This is a genomic window from Gracilibacillus dipsosauri (assembly GCF_003176895.1).
GTDB classification, from domain to species: domain Bacteria; phylum Bacillota; class Bacilli; order Bacillales; family Amphibacillaceae; genus Gracilibacillus; species Gracilibacillus dipsosauri.
Genome location: NZ_QGTD01000005.1, coordinates 363,942 through 388,377, shown reverse-complemented (window position 1 = coordinate 388,377; position 24,436 = coordinate 363,942). Strand labels below are relative to the sequence as shown.

The following is a 24,436-nucleotide window of genomic DNA, read 5'->3' as shown; positions in this document are numbered from 1 at the left end:
AACACTTACAATGGTAGATAAAGAATCAGTAGAAGGAGAGTGTACAAATGAGTAAAGCGGATGGGATGAACTATGCTCCGAAGGGGAAACCAAATCCAGTGGTCAAGGAGGGAGAATTTGTTTTTGCCGCTGTTGCCTTAGACCATGGCCATATTTTTGGTCAATGCAATGGTCTAGTAGAAGCAGGCGCAACATTAAAATGGGTATATGATCCTGATGACGATAAGGTAACTCAATTTATAGAAAAATTCCCACAGGCAAAAAAAGCAGATTCTCTTGATCAAATCTTAGAAGATGAAGAAGTAAAGCTAGTTACTGCTGCTGCAATTCCATCAGAACGAAGCACATTAGGAAATCGTGTCATGCGTGCAGGAAAGGATTATTTTACAGATAAAGGTCCTTTTACGACACTAGCTCAATTGGAAGAAACGAAGAAAGTTGTGGAAGAAACAGGACAGAAATATATGGTGTATTATAGTGAACGTATTCATGTGGAAAGTGCCGTCTTTGCAGGAGAGCTTGTCAAACAAGGGGCTATCGGTAAGGTTATTCAAGTAACAGGCTTTGGCCCACATCGTTTAAATGCACCGAGCAGACCTGATTGGTTTTTTGAGAAAGCAAAATATGGTGGGATCCTTTGTGATATTGGTAGTCACCAAATAGAGCAATTCCTATTTTATGCAGGCTGTGAGGATGGGGAGGTGTTACATAGTAAAATTGGCAATTACGACCACCCTGAGTATCCAGAGCTTGAGGATTATGGTGATGCCACATTAAGAGGAGATAATGGGGCAACCCAATTCTTCCGTGTCGATTGGTTCACTTCGGATGGATTAAGCACTTGGGGAGATGGTCGGACATTTATCGTTGGGACGGAAGGAACGATCGAGGTACGGAAATACGTAGATTTGGCTCGTGACACTGGCGGTAATCAGGTGTACCTTGTTAATAAGGATGGTGAACAGCATTTCGATGTAACTGGAAAAGTGGGCTATCCATTCTTTGGTGAGCTAATTAAGGATTGTATCAATCGTACCGAAAATGCAATGACGCAAAAGCATGCCTTCAAAGCAGCGGAACTATGTCTACAAGCACAAGAGAAAGCAATCGATGTGACAAAATAATAGATACAAAAGCTGTTTTTCAGAGAAAGTCTGGAAAACAGCTTTTGTTGTGAAGGTCCATCGTAGAATAACAAGGATAAATGGCGGGAAAAAAGAAAAAGTGGCGAGAAAACTCTTAGAAGTGGCGGAATTATCGGAAAACCTCAAGCGAAAGTTTGAGTTTCCATTTATAAGAATATGTGATAATATAAGTATAACAACGTTGTTATTTTGTTAGCTAGAAGAAGGGGAGGAATTACATGGAGCAATTTTTCGTGATTTTTAAAGACATCATTCTCCCTGTTTTTATCCTAATGACGATAGGCTTTTATTTGCATTTGAAATTCAAATTAGATCTTTCCACATTGGCGAAGCTTAACATTTATTTTCTTGTACCTGGATTTATATTTGTGAAGCTGTATAGTGCAACATTTGGATTAGCATTGTTTATCAAGGTTCTCTTGTTTTTTATCCTGCTCGTTGTATTACTAAACTTTGTTGCTCTCATTGTAGCTAAGGTGATGAATATAACAGGTGGAAAGAAGACGACATTTGCTAATAGTGTTATGTTCTTTAATTCTGGTAACTACGGAGTACCTGTTAATGATCTTGTTTTTCGTAGTGATCCATTCGCGATGTCGATCCAAGTGATTATGCTGACATTACAAAATATCTTTCTTTTTTCCTATGGGATCTTTTCGTTAAGGGCAGCAAAAGAAGGAAAATTAAAAGCAGCACTTGGTTATTTTAAAATGCCCGTCCTTTATGCAATGCTTTCAGGTGTACTATTAAATGCATGGAATGTAGCTATTCCCGAACCGATCTGGGTATCTGCCAATTACATAGCAGATGCTATGATTGCAATCGCTTTACTTACGTTAGGGGCACAGGTAGCCAAGATGGAATTTAAAAAAGGATTAATCTCTGTCTATGTTAGTGTTTTTATTAGATTAATAGGTGGACCTATCGTTGCTCTTATGATTATCACTGTATTCCGCTTAGAAGGAGTGATGGCACAAGCATTATTTATTGCATCCGCAATGCCTACATCTGTTAATAGTGCTGTGATTGCAGAGGAATACAAAAGTCATCCAGATTTTGCCGCACAGACGGTTTTATTCTCAACGGTTGCCAGTATGCTTACTGTTACAGTGATTATATACCTTTCTCGTGTTCTATTTTAAAATTGATAAGGAGTGATTAGGTTGAGTATATTACATGAGCTTGTACAAGATATTCCGATTCCTAAAATGGTCAAGGTAAAACAGTCCTTTGATGATAAAAAGATTGATAACCTGAGCAATGTCTTATTAGAACAATTTGATCAAAAGCAATTAGCACAACAGGTCAAGCCAGGAATGGAAATTGCGGTTGCAGTAGGTAGTCGTGGTTTAGATCGTCTAGTAGAAATGACCAAAACTACGATCGACTTTTTAAAAAAGCATGGCGCAAAGCCATTTATCGTTCCATGCATGGGGAGTCATGGCGGCGCTACCGGACCTGGGCAAAAAGCGGTTTTAGAGCATTTAGGTGTAAAAGAAGAAATAGTAGGTGCTGAGATTCGTTCCTCCATGGAAGTGATCAAAATTGATGAACTAGAAAATGGTCTACCAATCTATGTCGATAAAATCGCTTCAGAAGCTGATGGTATTGTCGTCATTAATCGAGTGAAACCGCATACGGCATTTCGTGGTCCTGTTGAAAGTGGAATTATGAAAATGATCAGTATAGGGCTCGGCAAACAAAAGGGTGCAGAGGCTTGTCACCAATTAGGCTTTAAGCATATGGCTGAGCATGTGCCAGCTATGGCTAAAATTATTATCGATAAAATGCCGATCCTATTTGCAGTGGCCACAGTCGAAAATGCATTTGATAAGGTAGCAAAACTAGAGGTTTTATTACCTGAAGAAATCGAAGAAAAGGAACCAGATTTACAGAGGCTTGCTAAGGCGTCCTTACCAAAGCTTTTCTTCGATCAAATCGATGTGTTAGTCATTGATGAAATCGGTAAGAACATTAGTGGGGATGGCATGGACCCAAATATTACAGGGCGTTATCCGACTCCTTATGCTTATGGCGGGCCAGAGGTGACCAAAATGGTTGTGCTAGATTTAACGAAACAGACAGAAGGAAATGCCAATGGGGTTGGTACAGCAGACTTCACCACCCAAAAGCTTGTCGATAAGATGGATCGGGAAACTACCTATGCTAATGGCCTAACATCAACAGTAGTTGGTCCAACTCATATCTCAACGGCCATGCCATCTGATAAAACTGCTATCCAAGCAGCGATCAAAACATGTAATATTCTGAATTTTACAAAAGCCAGGGTAGTTCGAATTAAGAATACGCTGGAGATTGGTGAAATTGAAGTATCAGAAAATATGCTATCAGATGTGGAAGCACATGAGAACCTAGAAAAAATAACGGATCTTTATGAATTAGCTTTTGATAAAGACGGAAATTTCTTATAAAGGAGTAGGAGCATGAGTAGATTATTCGATTTAACAGGGAAAGTTGCTGTAGCACTTGGGGGAAATAGTACACTAGGTAGCTCGATTGCCGAAGGGCTGGCTGAGCATGGAGCAAAGCTCGCAATAGTCGGTCGAAATAGGGAGACTTCAGAGGAGGTCGCCCAAAAAATAAATGCTAATGGTGGGGAGGCAAAGGCCTTTCAAGCGGATGTAAGTGATTTAGCAACCGTAGAAAATGTTGCCACAGAAATTGAGGCATGGACAGGTGGCTGGGACATTCTCCTCAACGCACCTGGTATGAATAGTACAACACCATTTCTAGATCTAGCAACAGAAGAATGGGATAAGATTATGGATGTCAATTTAAGAGGAGTCGTATTTGCAACTCAAATTTTTGCTAAAAAAATGATGGAACAAAAACGTGGGGGTAGTATTATTAATATTTCTTCTGTATCCTCCACTACACCATTATCCAAAGTGTTTACTTATTCTGCTTCGAAGGCTGCGATGAATAGTGTGACACAATTTTTAGCACGCGAATTTGCACCACACGATATTCGAGTGAATGCCATTATTCCTGGGTTCTTTCCAGCAGAACAAAACCGTAAAATATTAAGTGAAGAAAGAGTTCAATCCATTATGAACCATACCCCGATGAATCGTTTTGGCGAACCTGAAGAGCTTCAAGGAGCTGCTGTATATTTAGCATCTGATAAAGCAAGTGGATTTGTGACAGGGACCTTTTTACGAGTGGATGGTGGATTTGGCAGTATGACTATTTAATTTTTGGGGAGGAGAGATAGTATGGAAATCGAATCAAAATACCAAGCGTTGACATCTATTCTCCAAGAAATGAAAAGAGTAGTAGTCGCATTTTCAGGAGGTGTGGACAGTACCTTTTTATTAAAGACTGCTGTCGATACACTTGGTGTGGACAATGTCTTAGCAGTTACTGCGGATTCAGAGACATATCCAACTAGTGAACGAGAAGAAGCAAAAAGTCTTGCAGCTTTAATAGGAGCTAATCATCAAATTATCCAAACAAGTGAATTGGCGATACCAGGCTATACAGAAAATGATAAAAATAGATGTTATTTTTGCAAAAATAGCTTATTTGATCATCTAGTTCCTATTATGCAACAAAAAAAATACCAAAATATAATTTATGGTGTGATTGCAGATGATGTAAGTGAGTATCGTCCAGGAATGCGTGCAGCGAAGGAACAAGGGGTTCGCGGTCCCTTACAAGAGGCCAATCTTTTTAAGGAAGAAATTCGTCAGCTATCAAAGGAAATGGGGCTACCAACGTGGGATAAGCCATCGTTTGCTTGTCTTTCATCGAGAATCGCTTATGGAGAAAAAATCACCCAGGCGAAATTAACGAAGGTGGATAAATCAGAAGCCTTTTTAAAAACACTCGGTTTGCGACAGGTTCGTGTTCGTACACATAATGATATCGCTCGGATTGAGGTTGAACCCCAAGATATGCAAAAACTACTAGCAAATCATCAGCGTGTTACGGAAAAACTGCAAAGCTATGGTTATAAATTTGTAACAATGGACCTAGTAGGTTATAAAAGTGGTAGTATGAATACCACCTTATCCCATGTTAATCGTTCATAATAGAAATTGGGGAAAGCTTTGGAAGTATGTCCAAAGCTTTTGGTTTCACTAAAAATAACGGAGGAGAGTCTTATGCAGGAAGTTGTCATTGGTTTAGATATAGGTACAACTAGTGTTAAAGCCATTGCTTTTGATCTAGAAGGGAAGGTATTGGCGGAGTCGGAACAGTTTATTGAAACAATTTACCCGGAAATAGCTTATGTGGAGCAAAACCCTGATCAAATAGAAAAAAGCACCAAAAATGTTCTAGCAGAAATCTTCTCCTTAACCAAAAAGAATCGTGTTTTAACGATTGGGATCTCTTGTGCTATGCATTCCTTGATTTGTGTCGATGAAAAAGGAATGGCACTGTCCAATATGCTGATCTGGTCAGATGGCCGCAGCAGTGAGCTTGTGCAAAGAATGGATCCAGCGACGAAGAAGCGTGTATACACAAAAACAGGAACACCTATCCATCCTATGTCACCATTACTGAAGTTAATGTGGATGAAGGAAACGGATTACTCTCCATACAAACAAGCAAGTTATTTTATGTCCATGAAAGAATACATTCTTTTCAAATGGTTTGGCAAAAGAATAACGGATTATTCGATGGCATCTGCAACCGGATTAATGAATATACAATCATTAGATTGGGACGAAGAAGCGCTAAAAATTGCCGGAGTAGAACGTGACCAGTTATCAGAAATTGTTCCTCCTACTGAAATAATTAGTAGTATAAAGGAAAGTATCGCACAGGAATTAGACTGGCCAATAGATGTAAAGCTTGTGATTGGGGCTGCTGATGGCCAATTAGCCAACCTTGGAAATGGTGCAATAAAACCTGGGGAGGTTGCGATTTCTGTTGGAACAAGTGGAGCTATTCGTCAGCTTATTTCAGGTCAGCATGTAAATGACAATCAAGAAACCTTTAGCTATGCTTTTACAGAGAATACGTCTATTGTCGGTGGACCAACAAATAATGGTGGAATTGCCCTTCAATGGTTAAAAGATATGCTAGAATATAAAGGAACCCATGAAGAATTTTTAAAAGATGCGGACAATATCGGCATTGGTGCCGATGGACTATTATTTATTCCATATATAAATGGGGAGCGTGCACCAGTCTGGAATCAAAATGCGCGTGGTAACTTTTTTGGGCTTAGTGTAACACATAAAAGGCCACACCTAGTGAGAGCAGTTTTAGAAGGTATTGTCTTTAATCTATATCAAATTAGTCAATCATTAGAAGAAATTGCAGGATCACCAACTAGCATCTCTGTAAATGGTGGGCTTTCCAAGTCTCCATTGTGGGTGCAAATTCTAGCAGATGTCTTTGGAAAAGAAATTCAGCTAGCAGATACTCATCATGGTGCAGCATGGGGAGCAGGGTGGACAGCGCTTGTTGCTATTGGAAAAGTAGATTCGTTTGAAGCGATTAAACAAAACATCCCCATTAACCAAGTTGTACAGCCGAATAAGAGTAATCATCAGCAATATCAGAAGGTCTTTATCCGTTATCAGCTGTTAGCAAAGGATATACAAAAATACTTCGAATAAAAATAGGTTGTGAAATAATGTTAGAGGATATTTTAAAACAGGTAGAAAAAGGCTTATTAACAGCAGAAGAAGCAAAGAAAAGGCTCGCTACCTTTGAAAATTTAGGCTTTGCCAAAGTAGACCATCATCGAACAAAGCGCCAAGGATTTCCTGAAGTGATTTTTGGGGAAGGAAAAGAGCCTGCACATATTATCGATATTTCCCGGGCAATGATGGCGAAAAATGAGAATATATTAGTTACTAGAGTCGAATTAGAAAAAGCACAGATTATTTTGGAGCATTTACCGAATTTTAGCTATGATCCAACAGCTCGGATATTGTTGATGAAAAATCATGAGGAAAGTGTTCATTATCAGGGATATATCTCGATAGTCTGTGCAGGAACATCCGATCTTCCCGTTGCAGAAGAGGCTGCTAAAACAGCTGAAGCATATGGAGTAGAAGTAAGACGCTTCTATGATGTTGGTGTCGCTGGTATTCATCGATTACTTGCACATATTGATGAGATAAGGAAGGCAACTGTTACGGTTGTAATAGCAGGCATGGAAGGAGCTCTACCTAGTGTTGTAGGTGGACTTGTTTCCCATCCAGTTATAGCAGTTCCAACTAGTATTGGATATGGGGCAAGCTTTAATGGGCTTTCCGCTCTCTTAACGATGCTAAATTCTTGTGCATCAGGAATAAGTGTTGTCAACATTGATAATGGATTTGGCGGAGCTTATAATGCGGTGATGATTCATCGGATAGCGAATCAAAATAACATTTAGATTCATCATAATGACAGATAGAGTGGGGATTATATGAGAAGCTTTCGTTTCATTTCAATTTTTTTAGTGATCATTTGTATGCTAGCAGCTTGCAGTCAAAAAGAAACGGCCCAGTCTAAGGAGGAACAACATAATCCAGAGACTTTAACATTAGCCATTGGCGGAGAACCTGAGGCAGGATTTGATCCAACAACTGGCTGGGGACGATATGGATCACCATTGTTCCAAAGCACGCTCTTAAAGCGAGATCAAGACCTTGAAATCACAACAGACCTAGCTAAAGATTATCAAGTATCAGGGGATGGCTTGCATTGGACGGTGCAGTTAAGAGAGGATGTCGTATTCTCTGATGGAGAAGAGCTTACAGCAGAGGATGTATCCTTTACATATGAAACAGCAATGCAGGCACAATCTGTGGTTGACTTGAGCAATCTAAAGAAGATTGAAGTAAAAAGCGAAGATGAAGTCGTTTTTCATCTAGAAAAACCTCAATCTACTTTTATCACAACATTACTAACACTCGGGATTGTCCCAAAGCATGCATATGGGAATGACTATGCTGAAAACCCTATCGGTACAGGACCTTACCAAATGGTGGAATGGCGCAAAGGCGAACAACTTATTGTTGAAAAAAATCCAAACTATTATGGGGAAGAACCAGAGTTTAAGAGGCTAACCTTTTTATTTATAGAAGAAGATCAAGCGCTTGCTGCAGCAAAAACAGGTATAGTTGATGTATTATCCGTCCCTGCAACTTTAGCTGAACAAAATATATCAGGAATGAACCGCCTTTCCTTTAAAAGTGTGGATAATCGAGGTGTGATGCTACCTATACCAGAGCCGTATGAGAACGAGGCAGGCGAAAGAGTAGGAAACGAGGTGACGAGTGATCTCTATATTCGTCAAGCGATGAACTATGCAGTCGATCGACAAGCAATCGTAGACGGTGTTTTAAATGGAGAAGGAACAAAATCCTTTTCCAGTGTGGATGGACTGCCTTGGGGTAATGAGGATGCAGTAGTGGAGTATGATGTAGAAAAAGCAAAACAGCTCATGCAAGAAGGTGGCTGGAAAAAGGGTACAGACGGAATCTATCAGAAAGACGAAATAAAAGCATCATTTACCTTATACTATCCAACAGGTGATCAACTCAGACAGTCTCTTTCATTAGTATTTGCAGAAATGATGAACGAATTCGGTATCGAGGTTAAGCCCGAAGGAAAGAGCTGGAATGATTTAGAAAAGGTGATGCATGCCAATCCAGTTATGATGGGCTGGGGAAGTCATGATCCTGTTGAATTGTATTATTTATTTAGCTCAAAAATGCAAGGAGTCGAATATTATAATAGCAATTATTATGCTAATCAAACGATTGATCAATATTTTCAAAAAGCGATTCAGGAAACCTCCCAAGAAAAGGCTAATGAATATTGGAAAAAAATACAATGGGATGGAAAAACGGGGGTAAGTGCTAAAGGTGATGCACCATGGGTATGGCTCGTCAATATTCATCACATCTATTATGTGAAGGAAGGATTGGATATTGGAGATCAAAAGGTACAACCACATGGACACGGCTGGCCAATCACAGATTTTATTACAGAATGGAAATGGAAGAATTGACTAGAAATCTATCAATTTTTGTCGTAAAAAAAATAATTAGATTACTATTGCTACTTCTAGCTGTTAGTTTTATCACCTATCTACTCATTCGTCTATCGCCTATCGATCCAGTCCAAGCATATATTGGGGCAGATATGATGAAGGTTAGTCCAGAACAAAGAGCTGCTATTGAGGAATACTGGGGATTAAATGAATCGTTTATTAGCCAATATGTGCATTGGTTAGCTAGCGTGATAACTGGAGATTTTGGGACATCTTTCATTTATCGTACTCCTGTCCTTGATGTGATTGCTGACCGTTTTATTTCCTCTATCCTACTCCTGGCAGTTGCTTGGCTTTTGTCAGGGGTGATAGGATTATTGCTAGGGGCTGTTGCGGCTATGAAGCAAGGAAGTAAAACGGATCACTTCATAAGGGGTTATTGTTATTTACTTCTCTCAACTCCTAGTTTCTGGCTCGGGCTACTATTGCTGATGATCTTTTCCGTATGGCTTGACTGGTTCCCGATTGGGCTAAGTGCCCCAGTTGGTATAACGACAAGTGAAATAACTATAATGGATAGACTCTATCATGCTATATTACCAGCGATCACCTTAAGTATTATCGGTATTGCAAATGTTTGTTTACATACAAGGGAAAAAATGATCGATGTGTTAAAGCAACCTTACATACTTCAAGCACGAGCAAATGGCCTTAGTGGACTAGCTTTGTTCAAGCGACATGGTTTACGCAATATGATCCTACCAGCGATTTCAGTCCATTTTGCTTCATTTGGCGAGCTGTTTGGGGGAGCTGTGTTACTAGAGCAGGTTTTTAGTTATCCAGGTTTAGGGAAAGCGATCGTGGATGCTGGATTAAATGGGGATGTTCCATTATTGCTAGGAATAGTTGTGATAAGTGCTTGTTTTGTCTTTTTAGGGAATTTTTTGGCGGATATGTTTTATTCTCTGGTTGACCCTAGAATTCGTCGCGAAAAGGGGGAAGCTGGATTATGACTAGGAAATTTTGGGTACCTGCTATCATATTACTCCTATTTTTCCTTTTCCCTTTTTTGATCTCGGGGGAGAGGTTTTCGATTCATTTAATGGAGAAAAACCAAGCGCCAAGTTTTTCCCATTTGTTTGGAACTGACTGGCTTGGGCGTGATATGTTTTTTCGTACATGGAAGGCATTACAATTAAGTATTGGCATAGGGCTTTTAACGGCAATACTGTCAACAATTTGTAGTTTTTTTATGAGTACTCTCGCCATGCTTAATCAACCAATGGATCGAATAATTAGCTGGTTAGTAGACTTGTTTTTGAGTCTACCACATCTCGTTACATTGCTTCTCATCTCCTTTACACTTGGTGGGGGGATGAAAGGAGTAGTGATAGGGTTAGTTCTTACCCATTGGCCGAGCCTTACAAGGATCCTTCGCGCGGAAATGTTACAGCTTCAGCAAACCACCTATGTTCAAATGTCAAAAAAACTAGGAAAAGGCTTCTGGTGGAGAGCATGGCATCATTTTGTTCCACATATATTACCTCAAATGCTTGTAGGAATTACGGTGATTTTTCCTCATGCGATATTGCACGAAGCTTCTATTACGTTTCTTGGATTTGGACTATCAGCAGAACAACCAGCTATTGGCATTATCCTTTCAGAATCGATGCAATACTTATCCTCTGGGATGTGGTGGCTCGCCTTTTTCCCTGGATTCGTATTATTAATAGTTATCGTGTTGTTTCAATTAACAGCTAAAGGTTTAAGAAATTCACTGGAAAAGGATTATAGCTATGGACAAATTACTAGAAATTAGGCAATTATCGATATTACACAAACCATCTAGTACAAGCTTATTACACCCTCTTCATTTGACGGTACATAAGGGGGAGTCGATTGCACTAGTAGGTGCAAGCGGATCTGGAAAAAGCTTGATCGCTCAAAGTATTTTTCGTTTACTACCAGAAAACCTGAAGCAAAACGGGGAAATTTTTCTAGATGGTCTAGCGATTACCGACCAAACGGTTAGAAAAATGAGAGGGAATAAAATGATGTTGATCCCTCAATCGATTGATGCTTTGGATCCATTAATGAAGATAGGGAAACAACTAACCACATTAATGAATAAAGAAAAAAATGCTCAAAAGCTGGATACAATATTAGAATATTTAAATCTGAACCATACCGTATTAAATCGATACCCATTTGAAATATCTGGTGGTCAAAGAAGGAGAGTGCTAATAGCCATAGCTCTAATAAAAAGTGCTCCTCTATTGGTGGCAGATGAGCCAACACCAGGATTAGATGTAGACGCTCGTGAGGATATGCTAAGCTTGTTACAATCCTTAAAAACGAAAAATAATGGCATGCTAATCATTACACATGACTTCGATGCTGCATTGAAGATCGCCGATAAAATAGCGATTTTACGTGAGGGACAAATGGTTGAAATAGCTCCAATTCATGCCTTCTGTGGTAAAGGAGAGAAACTAAATCATTCCTATTCACGTCAATTATGGAATGCATTACCTGAAAATAGTTTTTGGGGGTATTCTCATGATTAGAACGAAGAATGTCTCCTATCAAACAAAAGCTGGAACACGGATACTTGATCATACAAATTGGGAATGGAAGTATGGCCAAAAGATTGGTTTAATGGGGAAAAGCGGTGCAGGAAAAACAACCCTTGCAAAAATTTTAGCTGGTTTTCTTCTACCATCTAGTGGTGAAGTGATTCCTCCAAAGGAAAGGGATGGAGTAGCTTCCATCCAATTAATTTGGCAACATCCAGAGCAAGCCGTTAATCCGAAGTGGCGTGTGAGAAAAATATTAGAGGAAGCAGGAGAGATCGATCAAGGATTACTCCAGCAGTTTAACATTCCAAGCGAATGGCTACAAAGATTTCCACAACAATTATCGGGTGGAGAGCTCCAACGAATATGTATTGTGCGATGTTTAATGGTTAATCCTTCCTATATTATCGCGGATGAAATGACATCCATGCTTGACCCGGTTTCACAAGCAGAAATTTGGAAACAATTCATGCATATTGTGGAAGCGAACAATACAGGATTGCTCGTTATTAGTCATGAAAGAAAGCTTCTCGAACGAATAACAGATCACATTCTAGATATAGAGGAATTACAAGGTTAATAGAAATAAAGTAGGATATTTTCAAATAATTTGAAACTATTTTTGTGTTTTATTCGTAAATAACTATTAATTGGTGGAATCAACTACCATTTTACCTTGATTATTTTCTATATCCAGCTATAATGAAAATAGCTATATTGTAAAACAAGATAGCGGGGAAGTTGTGTAGGAGGGAGTACTTTAATGAGAAATGAACCAAAAGAACGTATTGCGCTAGATGCGATGAAAGCATGGAAAATAACAGCACACCTTGTTACAGTGATTGCCATATTATTTGCCATTGCAGCACTTGTAATAGCTTATTATGTTGAGTTTATTCCTTATTGGATTGGAATCATATTGCTTGTTGCTTCGATTATTTTGTGGGTTGTTTCGGCATGGATTATTCCGAAATTGAGATGGAGAAGATGGCGTTATGAAATCTTTGATCAAGAGATTTATATTCAACATGGTATTTTAATTGTAACTAGAACGATAGTTCCAATGCTTCGTGTTCAGCATGTGGATACAAAGCAGGGCCCCATTTTAAAGAAATATGGGTTGTCTACCTTGCAAATTTCGACAGCTGCTACGACACATGAAATTCCGGCACTTCTTGAAGAAGAAGCGTCTGATCTGAGAGATCAAATTTCTGAATTAGCAAGGGTGGAACAAGATGATGTCTAATCCGAAGCGTCTTCATCCTGCTGCCATGATCTTTTCTGTTATTCATTCCATCAAAACATCTATTTTTAGTTTGTTACCTATTGTCATTTTGGCAATTGGGGAAGCGAAATGGATTTATGTTGTCATTGCAGCAGGCGCACTTGTAACTATCATTATTATTTCTAGTATTTTGTCTTGGTTGCGCTATACTTATCAATTAGAAGAAGATCAAATTAGAATCGAACAAGGTGTCCTAATAAGAAAAAAACGTACGATATCCAAGCATCGAATCCAATCGATTGATTTATCACAAAATATTATTCATCGTATATTTGGACTAACGAAGGTGCAAATCGAAACAGCTGGTAATGATCATAAGATCGATGCAACACTTCATGCCGTAACAATGGATGAAGGGAAAATGGTTCACGACCAGTTGAAGTATAATCAGGTACCGAAGGACATAGAGGTAGACACGAACGAACATCCAGAGGATGAAAAAAAGCATCCATCTCGAAAAATAACGCCAAAGGCACTGATTATTGCAGGCTCTACATCTGGTAGCTTTGGAGTGATTTTAGGGTTAATAGGTTTAGGATTTTCAGAGATTGAAAGCATTATTCCAGATCGTTATTATAATCATGCGACAGACTGGGTGTTCTCACAAGCGATCCAAATATTGATTTTGTTAGCTATTGTGGCATTGATTATTTTATGGTTACTGGGAATTTTAGTAACATTGATCCAATACTGGGATTTTACGATTACTCGCTATGAAAAAGAACTGTTTATAACAAGAGGACTTCTCGAAAAGAAACAATCAACCATCCCATTGAAAAGAATTCAAGCAGTGGGTGTAGTTGAAACGATCATTCATCAACCACTTGGCCTTGCAAAAATATATGTAGATATAGCAAGTGGAGAGATGGGTTCAGACTCAGAGATGCATACTGTGTTATTTCCACTTATAAGAAAAAGTGAAGTGCAGAACTTTTTACGAGAGCTCTTACCAGAATATGAGTACAATATCGATCAATGGATTTCTTTACCTAAGCGTGCATTACCGTATTATTTATTCCGTTTGGCTATCCTTCCACTCATTGTAACGATTGTCTTTTATTTTACTTTAACGGACTGGGCTTATATTCCATTGATTGTGACGATATTGGCATGTTTGCTTGCCTATTTTCAATATAAAACAATTGGTTACGAGATTAAGGGAGAGCACTTATTTATTCGAAATCGAGACCTAAGTAAGGATACGATCATAGTCAAACATAGAAGATTACAAGCAATGAAGAAAAAACAACATTTTATTCAAAAAAAGCAAAACCTTGCATCACTAGATACAGCCATTCTAAACAAATTTTTAGGTAGGCATTTTATTGTCCGAGATCTAGAACAAGAAGATGTCGACAAAATATCAGATTGGTATTCTTACCAAAAAAATCGCTCTAACATCTAGAGCGATTTTTTTCATGTTAAGGATGACAGTAATATTCCTTTATGTAGCTTGTAAAATATAATGAGGAGTATTTAAATATTGACTGTTTTTTAGATTAAGAGTAACATGTTTCGTGCGAGAAACATTTTGTGATTTAGGCATATATTAGGATTAGTTGACTACATTTTATGTTGAAAGGGTGTTTAGCTGTCATGGGTGAAGTGGATGGTTTTATGTTTGCGTTTGGTCTAACATTATTTGCTGGTTTGGCAACAGGTGTTGGTAGTTTATTAGCTTTTTTCACATCTAATACGAATACCAAATTTTTGTCGTGGGCGTTAGGATTTTCAGCAGGTGTCATGATTTATGTTTCCATGATAGAAATCTTCTTTAAAGCACAGGATGCCTTGATTAATGCTAGTGGTGATGTAATGGGCCATTGGCTAACCGTTATCGGTTTTTTTGGTGGAATGGTTCTTATTGCGTTAATTGATAAATTTATTCCTTCCCATGGAAATCCTCATAATATTAAAAAAGTAGAGGAGATGGATAAAAAAAGTTCGGCTAATGGGGATGGAGCCTTATTAAAAATGGGGACTTTCACAGCTTTAGCCATTGCCATTCATAACTTTCCAGAGGGAATTGCCACATTTACTGCAGCTTTACAAGACCCGGGCTTGGGGATAGCGATCGCTATCGCCATTGCGATTCATAATATACCAGAAGGGATCGCTGTCGCTGTACCGATCTATTTTTCAACAGGTGATAGGAAGAAAGCTTTTAAATTATCTTTTTTATCAGGACTTGCAGAACCAATCGGAGCAATAGTGGCATTTCTATTCCTTATGCCATTCTTAAATGATATGATGTTTGGTTTAATATTCGCTGGTGTTGCTGGGATAATGGTGTTTATTTCGTTAGATGAATTGCTTCCTGCTGCCAAAAAATATGATGAAGCTCATAAATCCATTTATGGTTTAATCTCAGGGATGGCCGTTATGGCATTAAGCCTATTATTATTTATATAAGAAATAAACGGGGAGTTTTCCCCGTTTATCGCACTAACCATCGGATTATTTTCTAATCATTTTAACAATGAATACGATTAATGCTATGACCAGTAGTATATGAATGAGACCACCAGCAAATTCAAAGAGAAAACCAAGTAGCCACACAAGTAATAGAATACCAATAATTGTCCAAATCATGGTGTTCACTCCTTTGGTTTATTTGTTAACAATATGTTACCCTACATCAGGTGATTTAAACTTTTTCTAAAAAAATATTGCAATCTAATAGACTGATTGCTATAATAATAAACGTGGTTTTGTTAAGAAAACGTAAAAATTTGTTGAAATTAGCGTAAATCTTGTAGTTTTTGTAAAATTTCCGTAAATAATGCGGGTGTAGTTTAGTGGTAAAACCTCAGCCACGAGCAAAAGCATCCACCGAGTACGCTACGAGTTGCTCCGAAGCATCCATCCTCATCGAATAAGCTAGAAGATGCAGGAGCATGGTGTGCGTAATACATAAATTGATATTATTTTTATAAAATGCGGGTGTAGTTTAGTGGTAAAACCTCAGCCACGAGCAAAAGCATCCACCGAGTACGCTACGAGTTGCTCCGAAGCATCCATCCTCATCGAATAAGCTAGAAGATGCAGGAGCATGGTGTGCGTAATACATAAATTGATATTATTTTTATAAAATGCGGGTGTAGTTTAGTGGTAAAACCTCAGCCACGAGCAAAAGCATCCACCGAGTACGCTACGAGTTGCTCCGAAGCATCCATCCTCACCGAATAAGCTAGAAGATGCAGGAGCATGGTGTGCGTAATACATAAATTGATATTATTTTTATAAAATGCGGGTGTAGTTTAGTGGTAAAACCTCAGCCACGAGCAAAAGCATCCACCGAGTACGCTACGAGTTGCTCCGAAGCATCCATCCTCACCGAATAAGCTAGAAGATGCAGGAGCATGGTGTGCGTAATACATAAATTGATATTATTTTTATAAAATGCGGGTGTAGTTTAGTGGTAAAACCTCAGCCTTCCAAGCTGATGTCGAGGGTTCGATTCCCTTCACCCGCTCCATACATAGGTGTGAACGTAGTGTTTCGTTTTAAATGAAGCATTACGTTTTTTATTTTATACGTTAGGAAAAGATAAAATTTCTACACAGTAGAGTTTCGACGTAGCTGAAATTTTAAGGTACCAAGTATAAGCAAAACTAGGCATTCGCCAAAGGACGAGCGAATGCGAGTTTTTCTCTAATAGGAAACTCTTATTCAAATAGCCGTATCATTTGCTCTAATTGTCTTGATGAATGTATCCTTAGAAAGAAAGTATCATAAAGGAGTTTCGGAATTTATGAAACAATTACAATCATTACTTCATCATATCGATGGGAAAGGCTATAAAGCATATAAATCGATACAAGGAAAATATGAATTTTCGAAATACCAGCTATCGATAGACTATGTACAGGGAGATCCATTTGCCTCACCATCTAAGATTCGCATCATTGTACCCAATCATATCCGTAGTATAAAACAACAGTGGAAAGAGTCTAAACAACGTAAAGTATATACCGAGGATTGTATTGCGCGAGCTGTTGGTGAAGCTATAAATAAAGAAAGTAATCAATCAAGAGGTTCAGGTAAAAGTGGACTTATTTACATTGATCAACCTGGACAAGAAATATTAGAGAGAACCGCTGTTCAATTGAACCAAAATAGCACCATCATATGTCTATCGCTTGGTCTTCCAGCAAACGGAAGAAGAATTAATGGGAGAGAGGCAAAAAAGTTGTTTTTGACCATTCTTCCTTCCATTATCAATAACTCGATCCTAGCCATAAAGGATGAAAAAATAGAAGCAAGTGTACAATTGGCAGACCAACACAAGGTTATTCGTGAGAAAATGAAGGAAAATGGTTGGATTGCTTTTGTTGCAGATGGAGCAGTTTTGCCACGTGCAAGCGGGATTAGTAATAAACCTCTAAAAAAAGCTGTAACCTTCCAGAGTCCTGAAGAGAACCGTGTAGAAATTGAAGTGCCTCACCGAGTAGAACCACTCACTGGGATGGCTTTAAGAAAAGGAATTAATTTAATTGTTGGTGGCGGATATCACGGGAAAAGTACACTACTCGAAGCATTAGAGAGAGGGGTATATCATCATATGAAAGGAGATGGCAGAGAATATGTCTTAACAGACCCTGATGCCGTCAAGATTAGAGCAGAAGATGGTAGACAAGTCAATTCCGTTAATATTTCCATGTTTATCAATGACCTGCCTCAAGGACAAGACACGAAGCAATTTACTACAGAAAATGCAAGTGGGAGCACCTCACAAGCAACGAACGTTGTCGAAGCAATGGAGATAGGAGCAAGCACGCTATTGATTGATGAAGATACTAGTGCAACGAATTTTATGATAAGAGATAGACGAATGAAGGCATTAGTTCATACAAAAAAGGAACCTATTACCCCGTTTATTGATCGAATTCAACAGCTTCGAGATGATTTAAGCGTATCGACTATAATGGTAATGGGAGGTTCAGGCGATTATTTTGATGTGGCAGATGAAGTGATTATGATGGATCAATATTTGCCATACAATGTTACGAAACAAGCCCATGATATTGCAAAAGATTATCCGATAGAAAGACAAAAAGAGAGCGAAGTGCTTAGCACGCAATCGAATCAACGAGCTTTTCTTTCCAAAAGCTTGCAGGTGAAGAAAGGAAAGAAAAAGAAGATACAGGCAAAAGGGCGACAAAACATACTAGTCGGAAATGGAACCATTGTTTTGGATCATGTCGAACAGCTAGTGGATCCATCCCAAACCAGAGCGATTGCGGAAATCATTCGTCATGCGGAAGAACAGGATATGATGACGCAGGAATTAACGCTATCTCACTTTTTATATTTAGTAGAAAAAATGATAGAGGAGGAAGGATTACAAGCTTTTGCTCCATATAAAAACCAACACCCTGGTGACTTAGCGAGACCAAGACGCTTTGAATTGGCAGCAGCATTCAATCGAATGCGTGGCGTGAAGGTCGTCAATAAATAGAGGAGGTGAGTGTAATGGCATATAACCAATTGAAACAACAGTTAATCGAATATAGTAAAGAGATAGGTATCGATAAAATCGGATTTACGAGTGCATCACCTTTTTCGGAATTGAAATCTCGTTTGAAGGAACAACAAGATCTTGGCTATGCTTCAGGTTTTGAAAAAGGTACGATAGAGGAAAGAACAGAACCACAAAAGCTGATGCAAGGCGCAGAATCGATCATTGCCATTGCACTAGCCTATCCGACAAAAATTCCGAATGCACCTAGAAGCAAGAAGGGTGAACGTAGAGGAATGTTCTGTCGAGCATCTTGGGGAACGGATTATCATATTGTCCTTCAGGAAAAGCTTCAAAAGCTTGCAGACTTTTTAGAAGAAAGAATCGCTAATTTCCAATATAGTTCGATGGTGGATACAGGAGAACTGTCTGATCGGGCTGTCGCCGAACGCGCGGGTATTGGTTTTAGTGGGAAAAATACTTTATTAATTTCACCAGAGCTAGGCTCCTATATTTATCTCGGTGAAATGATTACAAATATTCCATTTACACCTGATCAGCCTTTATCTGAAGGCTGCGGCACATGTACAAAATGTCTTGATGCATGTCCAACCGGTGCTTTAGTTGAACCAGGAAGGCTAAATGCACAGCAATGTCTCGCTTTTCTCACTCAAACAAAAGGATATATGCCAGAGGAGCATAGAGACAAGCTTGGCAACTTCATCTATGGCTTCGAGACATGTCAGGTCGTTTGTCCTTATAACTATCGCGTTGATTTTCATCATCACCCAGAATTTGAGCCAGATCCCGATCTTGTTAAACCAAAACTAGTAGATTTATTATTCATTTCTAACCGTGATTTCAAGAAGAAATTCGGTAAAATGGCAGGTTCTTGGAGAGGAAAGAAGCCATTACAACGAAATGCAATTTTGGCCCTTGCCCATTATCAGGAAAAGGACGCGATAGAGAAACTAATCCAATTAATGAATGAGGACCCTCGTCCTGTTATTCGAGGAACAGCAGCTTGGGCAATTGGGAAAATTGGAACAATAGAAGGTTATCAAGCCATTGAAAAGGCTATGGAAGAAGAAAACGATCAAGAAGTGTTAATCGAAATGAAAAAAGGTCTTAACTTTCGAGATGAAAAGAAAAGGGGGATTAGCAAATGAGCATGCTGGCATATGAGGAGTGGCAGTCACCAATCGGTATGATTACGATAGTAGCAGACAATGAAAAGCTCTATTCCTTTCAATATGGAAGCTTTAAGCAAAACGAAACAGAGCTTATTCAATGGTGTAAAAAATACCAATTGCCAACCTCTTTTATCCATCAATCTCCTGTTATTGATGAAGCTATTAAACAACTAACCGAGTATTTTAATGGAGAAAGAAAGCAATTTTCTGTTGATTATGTCTTGCATGGAACCTCTTTCCAGAAAAAAGTCTGGCATGCATTGTCGGAAATTCCATATGGTAAAACTTGCTCATACCAAGATATCGCAAGGAAAATAGGCACAGAAAAAGCAGTAAGAGCGGTAGGGGGAGCGAATAATAAAAATCCAATATCTATCATCATCCCATGTCACCGAGTCATCGGCAAAAATGGTAAAATGGTCGGCTATGGTGGTGGGTTAGATAAAAAAGAATATCTACTAAAGCTAGAAGAATTAAAAGGGTAAGGTTAGAGGTTAACCTTACCCGCTATATTTATTTATTCTGCTGATTCTTCTTCTGTTGTTTCTTCCGTTGTTTCTTCTGTTTGATCTTCTGTTTCCCCATCATCTTCAGCACAAGCTGTAAGTACACCTACTGAAAAGATAGCTGCAGCGAAAATAGATAACCATTTCTTTTTCATCCTTATCCCCCCTTTCTATCTCTTCTAACTATTAATACCATAAATTCAAATAAAAAATGCGGTTTTTTACAATCTTTACCTATTTTTTACATCTGATTAATATTCCTGTGCAGTAAACTCGCATTCCCTCGTCCTTTAGCGGGCGCGTTAGCTTTTCTTATCCTTTGGACTTCAACATTTTCGCTTCGTCACATTACTTCCTGCTAACATATTAGAAAAACTAGGCATTCGCTCGTTCTTTGGCGAATGCCTAGTTTTACTTATACTTGGTTCCTTAAAATTTCAGCTACGTCGAAACGCTACTGTGTAGAAATTTAGAAATTTTATACTTTCCTAACGTACAAAGAAAAGGATAAGCGATACCCGCTTATCCTTTAGATGTATATTGTCACGGCGTTAACCGTTACTCGCATTATTGACTTTCTTCTGTTTCACCAGTACCTAAATTCCCTTCCGCATCGCTACCGTCTTCTGCTGCTCCATTTTCTTCCATCATTCCATCTTCTGCTGCGGGATCCTCTTCCCCAGCTGGAGCATCTTCTCCTGTTGCAGGATCTTCTTCCCCAACGGCAGGATCATCTCCTGTTGCTGGTGCATCCTCACCTGTTGTTGGAGCCTCGTCTTCAGTCGCTGGTGCCTCTTCTGTTGGGGTATCGTTTTCGTCTGCTGGTGCTTCCTCATCACTACCACATGCTGCTAACATTCCTACAGATAGTACAGATACTCCTAATAACGATAATAATTTTTTTGTTTTCATTTTCAAACTACCTCCTTAAAATATCAATCACTTCATGCATACCCAGCTAAAAAATAGATTAATCCTAAAATGCTAACATTTTATATATCTTTAACATTCTTTAAATAATAGTAAAAGTTTTGCAATGTTTTAGATATAATGTGTTCACTTTGTCATTTTCTTCTTTTTCAATCATCTGTTGAATATACATAAACAGGGGGTGGAGAAGTTGAATGAGATGAATGTGATTAAACAATACTGGATGGATAATTACCGAAATGGAGCCTATCCACTACGCCAAAAAATGAGGATTCATCAGAAATATAATAAAAAAATAAAACAAATTACCGTTTCTGGAAAGCAAATGATCCATTACGCTGATCAACAAAAGGAGAAAGTAGTATATGAGCTCCACACCAAATATCTTATCGAGGATCACGATAATTTATATCATGAGGAAGAAAGTGATCGCCGTGTGGCATTGCTTAAAGATAATGAATTATTGGAGGATCAACGTATGGAAAATGGTCCTAGCATAACTGTTGTTCAATCTTCACGTTATGCCAATGATCAGGACATAAGGTTTTCATATGACAGAAGAGCTGCAGTTCAATATGCTGAACGTTGGTGGAATAGTGCCAATCCTCAATATCGTTACTTTGAAAGTAATGATTGTACGAATTATATCTCTCAGTGCTTGAGGGCTGGGGGCATGCCTATGCATGGAATGCCAAATCGCTCAAAAGGCTGGTGGTATACAGGAGAAAATTGGAGCTATAGCTGGTCGGTTGCTAATGCTTTAAGATGGTATTTGAGTGGTTCAAGTAATACAAAAACGCTAGCTGAACCTGTCGAGCTCTTACCAGGTGATGTGATCTGTTATGATTTCCAAGGTGATGGAAGGTGGGATCATAATACGATTGTCGTAGCAAAGGACAGCCAAAATATGCCTCTTGTTAATGCACATACGAATAACAGTAGACATCGTTATTGGACATATGAGGATTCTGCTGCATGGACACCTAATTGTCAGTATCGGTTTTTTAAGATTGGCTCAGAATAAAGTGCAATATGAAGAAATTATGGTATAATAACTAAGCATGAAGCATGTTTAGAGGTGAAAATAAATTGGCAGTCCATGTAGTATTATTTCAACCAGAGATTCCGGCAAATACCGGTAATATTGCGAGAACATGTCTCGCGACAAATGTACAATTACATTTAATACGTCCATTAGGATTTTCAACAGATGATAAAATGCTAAGACGTGCAGGCCTAGATTATTGGCATGATGTTACGATTCATTATTATGATGCATTACAGGAACTATATGAAGCTTATCCTGACGGCGAATTTTATTATATCGAAAATTTTGGCTCCAAATATTATTCGGATTTTGACTTTAGTGATTCATCCAAGGACTTATTTTTCGTATTTGGTAGAGAAACAAATGGGATTCCGAAGGAGCTACTAGTCGGAAAAGAGGACTACTGTCTACGAATTCATATGACAGATAAGGTGCGTTCCTTGAATTTATCCAATACGGCAGCAATTATTGTGTATGATGTTATGAAGCAGCAGGGATTTCCAGGATTAACCTAAAGGCTGAAATATATCGAAATAGGAAGGTGAGAATCCGAAAATCTTCGGATTTTTCCTTTTTACAAAAGAAAAACTACTAATGAGAGTTTCATTAGTAGCACCATTTCTAATCATTACGTCCTGTTATAATAATGTTTTTCATCATCTCTTTATTAGGATACTGTACTTTTTCGTATTGCTGGCATACCCTCTCTGTATCATATGGGACCCGGACATGACTAGTGGAGAATGCACCTTGATGAAGCTCTACGATGGCATATGAAGCCTGTGATATTCCATCAAAAGGCAGGCCAACACTTCCTAAATTAAGGATGGTTTTTCCATCAGCCACTCGCTTATATGCTTTATGAATATGCCCGTATAAGTAAAGATCGGCTGGTTTTATTTTAGTTAGTTTTTCAACTAACTGCTGATCAGTGGCCTCAGGTAATACCACTTCAAATAAACTTGTTGGGGTTGCATGAAAGGCGTGTATAGTAACAAGCTCCACCTCAAGGAATAAATCTGTAGGTAGGTGTCTTAAATAATCTATATCCTCTTCATCTAACTGTCCTACCGTCCATTTTTGCTCCTCTTGCATGATAGAAAGCGCTTGGTCTGGTACCTCTCCTTTTTCTACACCTCTAAGGATCCATTCATCGGCATTTCCTTTTATTACTTTTGTATCTAGAGAGCGGATCATTTCTAGTGCGCGCTTTGGCTCAGGACCACGATAAGCAATGTCACCAAGTACAATAATTTCGTCAACCTTTTGTTGGTGAATATTCTCTAAAACTGCTTCGAGTGCAACCGCATTCCCGTGAATATCGGAGATAAATGCTATTTTCATAAGTATCACCTCAACTCCATCATAATTCAAAGCAAACGTAGTTCCAAGTATAAGCAACGATTTTGACTAGAATTCGAAAAAAGAATTATAATGAGAATAGGAAAACTATGAATTTAGGTTTTACAATCTGATAAAAAGGGTATAATTTTATAGATGAGAGGGAGGTATGGAAATGTTCTCATTTATGACAAGTGAAATACCATCTTTTATTAAAATCGAATTAGAAAAATTATTCCATAAATTAAGTCCTCTAATGAAGAAAAATACGAAATACATGATGTTTGCAATGCCTTTATTATTTATTTCTGTGTTTAATTTGATTTTCTTTCTATTTTTCGGTGGATTCGAAAGTGGTATGACGGCCATTATATTAGTGTATGCATTAATGGCAGCAGTAGGAATGGCACTATATAAAGAAACTAAGTATATCAAGAAAAAAATCCTTGCACTAGAGGTAGAACATATTGTTACAAGAATTGAAAAAAGCGAAGTAATGAATGATTATAAGAAGAAGGATTATATTTCGCTTATAAAAAACCAACCAAAGATTGGTATCCAGACATTTATGAACTTCTTAACAGAGGAACATGAAAGAAGAAAAATGATGCAAGAATAAAAGTCACTTACAAAGAATAGAATGAGTGTGGAGATTTTAGGCAATCAAAATATGAATTAAGCCTATAAGCTTGTGTATCGCGATGAAGTCGTAAGTGGCATCCATATTAAGAAGAAATTGAGATAATAGGTGAGACAAACCCAAACTGATTATGCGGATTACCGTATATTCGGTTTGTTTTTTTATTTGATATGAACACAATGTTGTCTTTATCATCCAAAATGGCTGTGGATCCATTAAGTGCATTAGATACAGTTTATACTGAAGTAATCTCAAAGAACCATCTCCATCTAAAGAATGAAATTATTGTTGAATAGAAGTGGATTCTTTTTAAAATATTTTTGAAAATTAATTGAAATCCCTAAC

General features: G+C 38.3%; 25 protein-coding genes and 1 tRNA gene. 22 read left to right on the top strand and 4 right to left on the bottom strand.

The features are described from left to right. Positions 1-47: 47 nt before the first annotated feature. The 15 genes from DLJ74_RS05830 to zupT all read left to right on the top strand — a co-directional run bounded on the left by DLJ74_RS05830 (position 48) and on the right by zupT (position 15,384). On the top strand, positions 48-1,124 hold the full coding sequence (locus tag DLJ74_RS05830; RefSeq protein ID WP_109983720.1) for a Gfo/Idh/MocA family protein: 1,077 nt from the start codon (positions 48-50) through the stop codon (positions 1,122-1,124). Between the two features lie 239 nt (positions 1,125-1,363). Then, positions 1,364-2,287, top strand: a complete 924-nt coding sequence (locus DLJ74_RS05825; protein WP_109983719.1) for an AEC family transporter — start codon at positions 1,364-1,366, stop codon at positions 2,285-2,287. Between the two features lie 21 nt (positions 2,288-2,308). Next, on the top strand, positions 2,309-3,577 hold the full coding sequence (locus DLJ74_RS05820) for a nickel pincer cofactor-dependent isomerase, group 22 (protein WP_109983718.1): 1,269 nt from the start codon (positions 2,309-2,311) through the stop codon (positions 3,575-3,577). A gap of 12 nt (positions 3,578-3,589) precedes the next feature. Next, entirely contained in the window at positions 3,590-4,360 is a 771-nt protein-coding gene (locus DLJ74_RS05815; RefSeq protein ID WP_109983717.1) for a glucose 1-dehydrogenase, read from the top strand. A 21-nt stretch (positions 4,361-4,381) separates the two neighbouring features. After that, positions 4,382-5,200 (top strand): ATP-dependent sacrificial sulfur transferase LarE, encoded by an 819-nt coding sequence (gene larE, locus DLJ74_RS05810; RefSeq protein ID WP_109983716.1) that lies wholly within the window; start codon positions 4,382-4,384, stop codon positions 5,198-5,200. A 72-nt stretch (positions 5,201-5,272) separates the two neighbouring features. After that, entirely contained in the window at positions 5,273-6,739 is a 1,467-nt protein-coding gene (locus tag DLJ74_RS05805) for a gluconokinase (protein WP_109983715.1), read from the top strand. 17 nt (positions 6,740-6,756) lie between these two features. Continuing rightward, a complete protein-coding gene (larB, locus tag DLJ74_RS05800; RefSeq protein WP_054787180.1) occupies positions 6,757-7,506 on the top strand; it encodes a nickel pincer cofactor biosynthesis protein LarB in 750 nt (249 codons plus the stop codon). A 33-nt stretch (positions 7,507-7,539) separates the two neighbouring features. Next, on the top strand, positions 7,540-9,129 hold the full coding sequence (locus DLJ74_RS05795; RefSeq protein ID WP_109983714.1) for an ABC transporter substrate-binding protein: 1,590 nt from the start codon (positions 7,540-7,542) through the stop codon (positions 9,127-9,129). After that, entirely contained in the window at positions 9,117-10,124 is a 1,008-nt protein-coding gene (locus tag DLJ74_RS05790; protein ID WP_109983863.1) for an ABC transporter permease, read from the top strand. Before DLJ74_RS05795 ends, DLJ74_RS05790 begins: the two co-directional genes overlap by 13 nt. Then, positions 10,121-10,930 carry an ABC transporter permease gene (locus DLJ74_RS05785; protein ID WP_109983713.1) on the top strand — a complete coding sequence of 270 codons (810 nt, stop codon included), beginning with the start codon at positions 10,121-10,123 and terminating at the stop codon, positions 10,928-10,930. Before DLJ74_RS05790 ends, DLJ74_RS05785 begins: the two co-directional genes overlap by 4 nt. After that, positions 10,908-11,678 (top strand): ATP-binding cassette domain-containing protein, encoded by a 771-nt coding sequence (locus DLJ74_RS05780; protein WP_109983712.1) that lies wholly within the window; start codon positions 10,908-10,910, stop codon positions 11,676-11,678. The genes DLJ74_RS05785 and DLJ74_RS05780 overlap by 23 nt, the downstream gene beginning before the upstream one ends. Beyond that, positions 11,671-12,267, top strand: coding sequence for an ABC transporter ATP-binding protein (locus DLJ74_RS05775; protein ID WP_054787184.1), 597 nt, complete (start codon positions 11,671-11,673; stop codon positions 12,265-12,267). The genes DLJ74_RS05780 and DLJ74_RS05775 overlap by 8 nt, the downstream gene beginning before the upstream one ends. 183 nt (positions 12,268-12,450) lie before the next feature. Beyond that, complete coding sequence (locus tag DLJ74_RS05770) at positions 12,451-12,933, top strand: PH domain-containing protein (RefSeq protein WP_054787185.1); 483 nt, start codon at positions 12,451-12,453, stop codon at positions 12,931-12,933. Beyond that, positions 12,926-14,377, top strand: a complete 1,452-nt coding sequence (locus DLJ74_RS05765) for a PH domain-containing protein (protein ID WP_245902267.1) — start codon at positions 12,926-12,928, stop codon at positions 14,375-14,377. The genes DLJ74_RS05770 and DLJ74_RS05765 overlap by 8 nt, the downstream gene beginning before the upstream one ends. Positions 14,378-14,568: 191 nt before the next feature. Then, on the top strand, positions 14,569-15,384 hold the full coding sequence (zupT, locus tag DLJ74_RS05760; RefSeq protein WP_181397441.1) for a zinc transporter ZupT: 816 nt from the start codon (positions 14,569-14,571) through the stop codon (positions 15,382-15,384). Positions 15,385-15,429: 45 nt separating this feature from the next. Here zupT and DLJ74_RS05755 read toward each other — a convergent pair whose 3' ends face one another. Next, positions 15,430-15,564 carry a lmo0937 family membrane protein gene (locus DLJ74_RS05755; protein ID WP_109983709.1) on the bottom strand — a complete coding sequence of 45 codons (135 nt, stop codon included), beginning with the start codon at positions 15,562-15,564 and terminating at the stop codon, positions 15,430-15,432. Positions 15,565-16,376: 812 nt separating this feature from the next. On the opposite strand from DLJ74_RS05755, the gene DLJ74_RS05750 reads away from it, so the two are divergent. The 4 genes from DLJ74_RS05750 to DLJ74_RS05735 all read left to right on the top strand — a co-directional run bounded on the left by DLJ74_RS05750 (position 16,377) and on the right by DLJ74_RS05735 (position 20,111). Beyond that, a tRNA-Gly gene (locus tag DLJ74_RS05750) sits at positions 16,377-16,450 on the top strand. Between the two features lie 276 nt (positions 16,451-16,726). After that, a complete protein-coding gene (locus DLJ74_RS05745; protein WP_109983708.1) occupies positions 16,727-18,433 on the top strand; it encodes an ABC-ATPase domain-containing protein in 1,707 nt (568 codons plus the stop codon). A 14-nt stretch (positions 18,434-18,447) separates the two neighbouring features. Continuing rightward, the gene (gene queG / locus DLJ74_RS05740) at positions 18,448-19,602 is read left to right on the top strand and encodes a tRNA epoxyqueuosine(34) reductase QueG (protein ID WP_109983707.1); all 1,155 of its coding nucleotides are present in this window, start codon (positions 18,448-18,450) and stop codon (positions 19,600-19,602) included. After that, the gene (locus tag DLJ74_RS05735; RefSeq protein ID WP_109983706.1) at positions 19,599-20,111 is read left to right on the top strand and encodes a methylated-DNA--[protein]-cysteine S-methyltransferase; all 513 of its coding nucleotides are present in this window, start codon (positions 19,599-19,601) and stop codon (positions 20,109-20,111) included. Before queG ends, DLJ74_RS05735 begins: the two co-directional genes overlap by 4 nt. Positions 20,112-20,143: 32 nt before the next feature. Here the strand turns inward: DLJ74_RS05735 and DLJ74_RS20375 are convergent, their stop codons facing one another. Together DLJ74_RS20375 and DLJ74_RS05730 are read right to left on the bottom strand one after the other, a co-directional pair. Beyond that, positions 20,144-20,287 (bottom strand): hypothetical protein, encoded by a 144-nt coding sequence (locus DLJ74_RS20375; RefSeq protein ID WP_181397440.1) that lies wholly within the window; start codon positions 20,285-20,287, stop codon positions 20,144-20,146. A 412-nt stretch (positions 20,288-20,699) separates the two neighbouring features. Continuing rightward, positions 20,700-21,044: a hypothetical protein gene (locus tag DLJ74_RS05730; protein ID WP_109983705.1), complete on the bottom strand. Its 345-nt coding sequence runs from the start codon at positions 21,042-21,044 to the stop codon at positions 20,700-20,702. 217 nt (positions 21,045-21,261) lie between these two features. Here DLJ74_RS05730 and DLJ74_RS05725 point away from each other — a divergent pair, with 217 nt between their 5' ends. Together DLJ74_RS05725 and DLJ74_RS05720 are read left to right on the top strand one after the other, a co-directional pair. Further along, complete coding sequence (locus DLJ74_RS05725) at positions 21,262-22,086, top strand: amidase domain-containing protein (RefSeq protein ID WP_109983861.1); 825 nt, start codon at positions 21,262-21,264, stop codon at positions 22,084-22,086. Positions 22,087-22,151: 65 nt separating this feature from the next. Continuing rightward, positions 22,152-22,625 (top strand): tRNA (cytidine(34)-2'-O)-methyltransferase, encoded by a 474-nt coding sequence (locus tag DLJ74_RS05720; protein ID WP_054787190.1) that lies wholly within the window; start codon positions 22,152-22,154, stop codon positions 22,623-22,625. A 106-nt stretch (positions 22,626-22,731) separates the two neighbouring features. Here the strand turns inward: DLJ74_RS05720 and DLJ74_RS05715 are convergent, their stop codons facing one another. Further along, on the bottom strand, positions 22,732-23,454 hold the full coding sequence (locus DLJ74_RS05715) for a metallophosphoesterase family protein (RefSeq protein WP_109983704.1): 723 nt from the start codon (positions 23,452-23,454) through the stop codon (positions 22,732-22,734). A gap of 172 nt (positions 23,455-23,626) precedes the next feature. Here DLJ74_RS05715 and DLJ74_RS05710 point away from each other — a divergent pair, with 172 nt between their 5' ends. After that, on the top strand, positions 23,627-24,070 hold the full coding sequence (locus DLJ74_RS05710; RefSeq protein WP_054859756.1) for a DUF5392 family protein: 444 nt from the start codon (positions 23,627-23,629) through the stop codon (positions 24,068-24,070). Positions 24,071-24,436: the final 366 nt, after the last annotated feature.

Coding starts and splice junctions, on each gene's coding strand:
- DLJ74_RS05830 (WP_109983720.1), top strand. CDS start 48: ATGAGTAAAGCGGATGGGATGAACTATGCTCCGAAGGGGAAACCAAAT.
- DLJ74_RS05825 (WP_109983719.1), top strand. CDS start 1,364: ATGGAGCAATTTTTCGTGATTTTTAAAGACATCATTCTCCCTGTTTTT.
- DLJ74_RS05815 (WP_109983717.1), top strand. CDS start 3,590: ATGAGTAGATTATTCGATTTAACAGGGAAAGTTGCTGTAGCACTTGGG.
- larE (WP_109983716.1), top strand. CDS start 4,382: ATGGAAATCGAATCAAAATACCAAGCGTTGACATCTATTCTCCAAGAA.
- DLJ74_RS05805 (WP_109983715.1), top strand. CDS start 5,273: ATGCAGGAAGTTGTCATTGGTTTAGATATAGGTACAACTAGTGTTAAA.
- larB (WP_054787180.1), top strand. CDS start 6,757: ATGTTAGAGGATATTTTAAAACAGGTAGAAAAAGGCTTATTAACAGCA.
- DLJ74_RS05795 (WP_109983714.1), top strand. CDS start 7,540: ATGAGAAGCTTTCGTTTCATTTCAATTTTTTTAGTGATCATTTGTATG.
- DLJ74_RS05790 (WP_109983863.1), top strand. CDS start 9,117: ATGGAAGAATTGACTAGAAATCTATCAATTTTTGTCGTAAAAAAAATA.
- DLJ74_RS05785 (WP_109983713.1), top strand. CDS start 10,121: ATGACTAGGAAATTTTGGGTACCTGCTATCATATTACTCCTATTTTTC.
- DLJ74_RS05780 (WP_109983712.1), top strand. CDS start 10,908: ATGGACAAATTACTAGAAATTAGGCAATTATCGATATTACACAAACCA.
- DLJ74_RS05775 (WP_054787184.1), top strand. CDS start 11,671: ATGATTAGAACGAAGAATGTCTCCTATCAAACAAAAGCTGGAACACGG.
- DLJ74_RS05770 (WP_054787185.1), top strand. CDS start 12,451: ATGAGAAATGAACCAAAAGAACGTATTGCGCTAGATGCGATGAAAGCA.
- DLJ74_RS05765 (WP_245902267.1), top strand. CDS start 12,926: ATGTCTAATCCGAAGCGTCTTCATCCTGCTGCCATGATCTTTTCTGTT.
- zupT (WP_181397441.1), top strand. CDS start 14,569: ATGGGTGAAGTGGATGGTTTTATGTTTGCGTTTGGTCTAACATTATTT.
- DLJ74_RS05755 (WP_109983709.1), bottom strand. CDS start 15,564: ATGATTTGGACAATTATTGGTATTCTATTACTTGTGTGGCTACTTGGT.
- DLJ74_RS05745 (WP_109983708.1), top strand. CDS start 16,727: ATGAAACAATTACAATCATTACTTCATCATATCGATGGGAAAGGCTAT.
- queG (WP_109983707.1), top strand. CDS start 18,448: ATGGCATATAACCAATTGAAACAACAGTTAATCGAATATAGTAAAGAG.
- DLJ74_RS05735 (WP_109983706.1), top strand. CDS start 19,599: ATGAGCATGCTGGCATATGAGGAGTGGCAGTCACCAATCGGTATGATT.
- DLJ74_RS20375 (WP_181397440.1), bottom strand. CDS start 20,287: ATGAAAAAGAAATGGTTATCTATTTTCGCTGCAGCTATCTTTTCAGTA.
- DLJ74_RS05730 (WP_109983705.1), bottom strand. CDS start 21,044: ATGAAAACAAAAAAATTATTATCGTTATTAGGAGTATCTGTACTATCT.
- DLJ74_RS05725 (WP_109983861.1), top strand. CDS start 21,262: ATGAATGTGATTAAACAATACTGGATGGATAATTACCGAAATGGAGCC.
- DLJ74_RS05715 (WP_109983704.1), bottom strand. CDS start 23,454: ATGAAAATAGCATTTATCTCCGATATTCACGGGAATGCGGTTGCACTC.
- DLJ74_RS05710 (WP_054859756.1), top strand. CDS start 23,627: ATGTTCTCATTTATGACAAGTGAAATACCATCTTTTATTAAAATCGAA.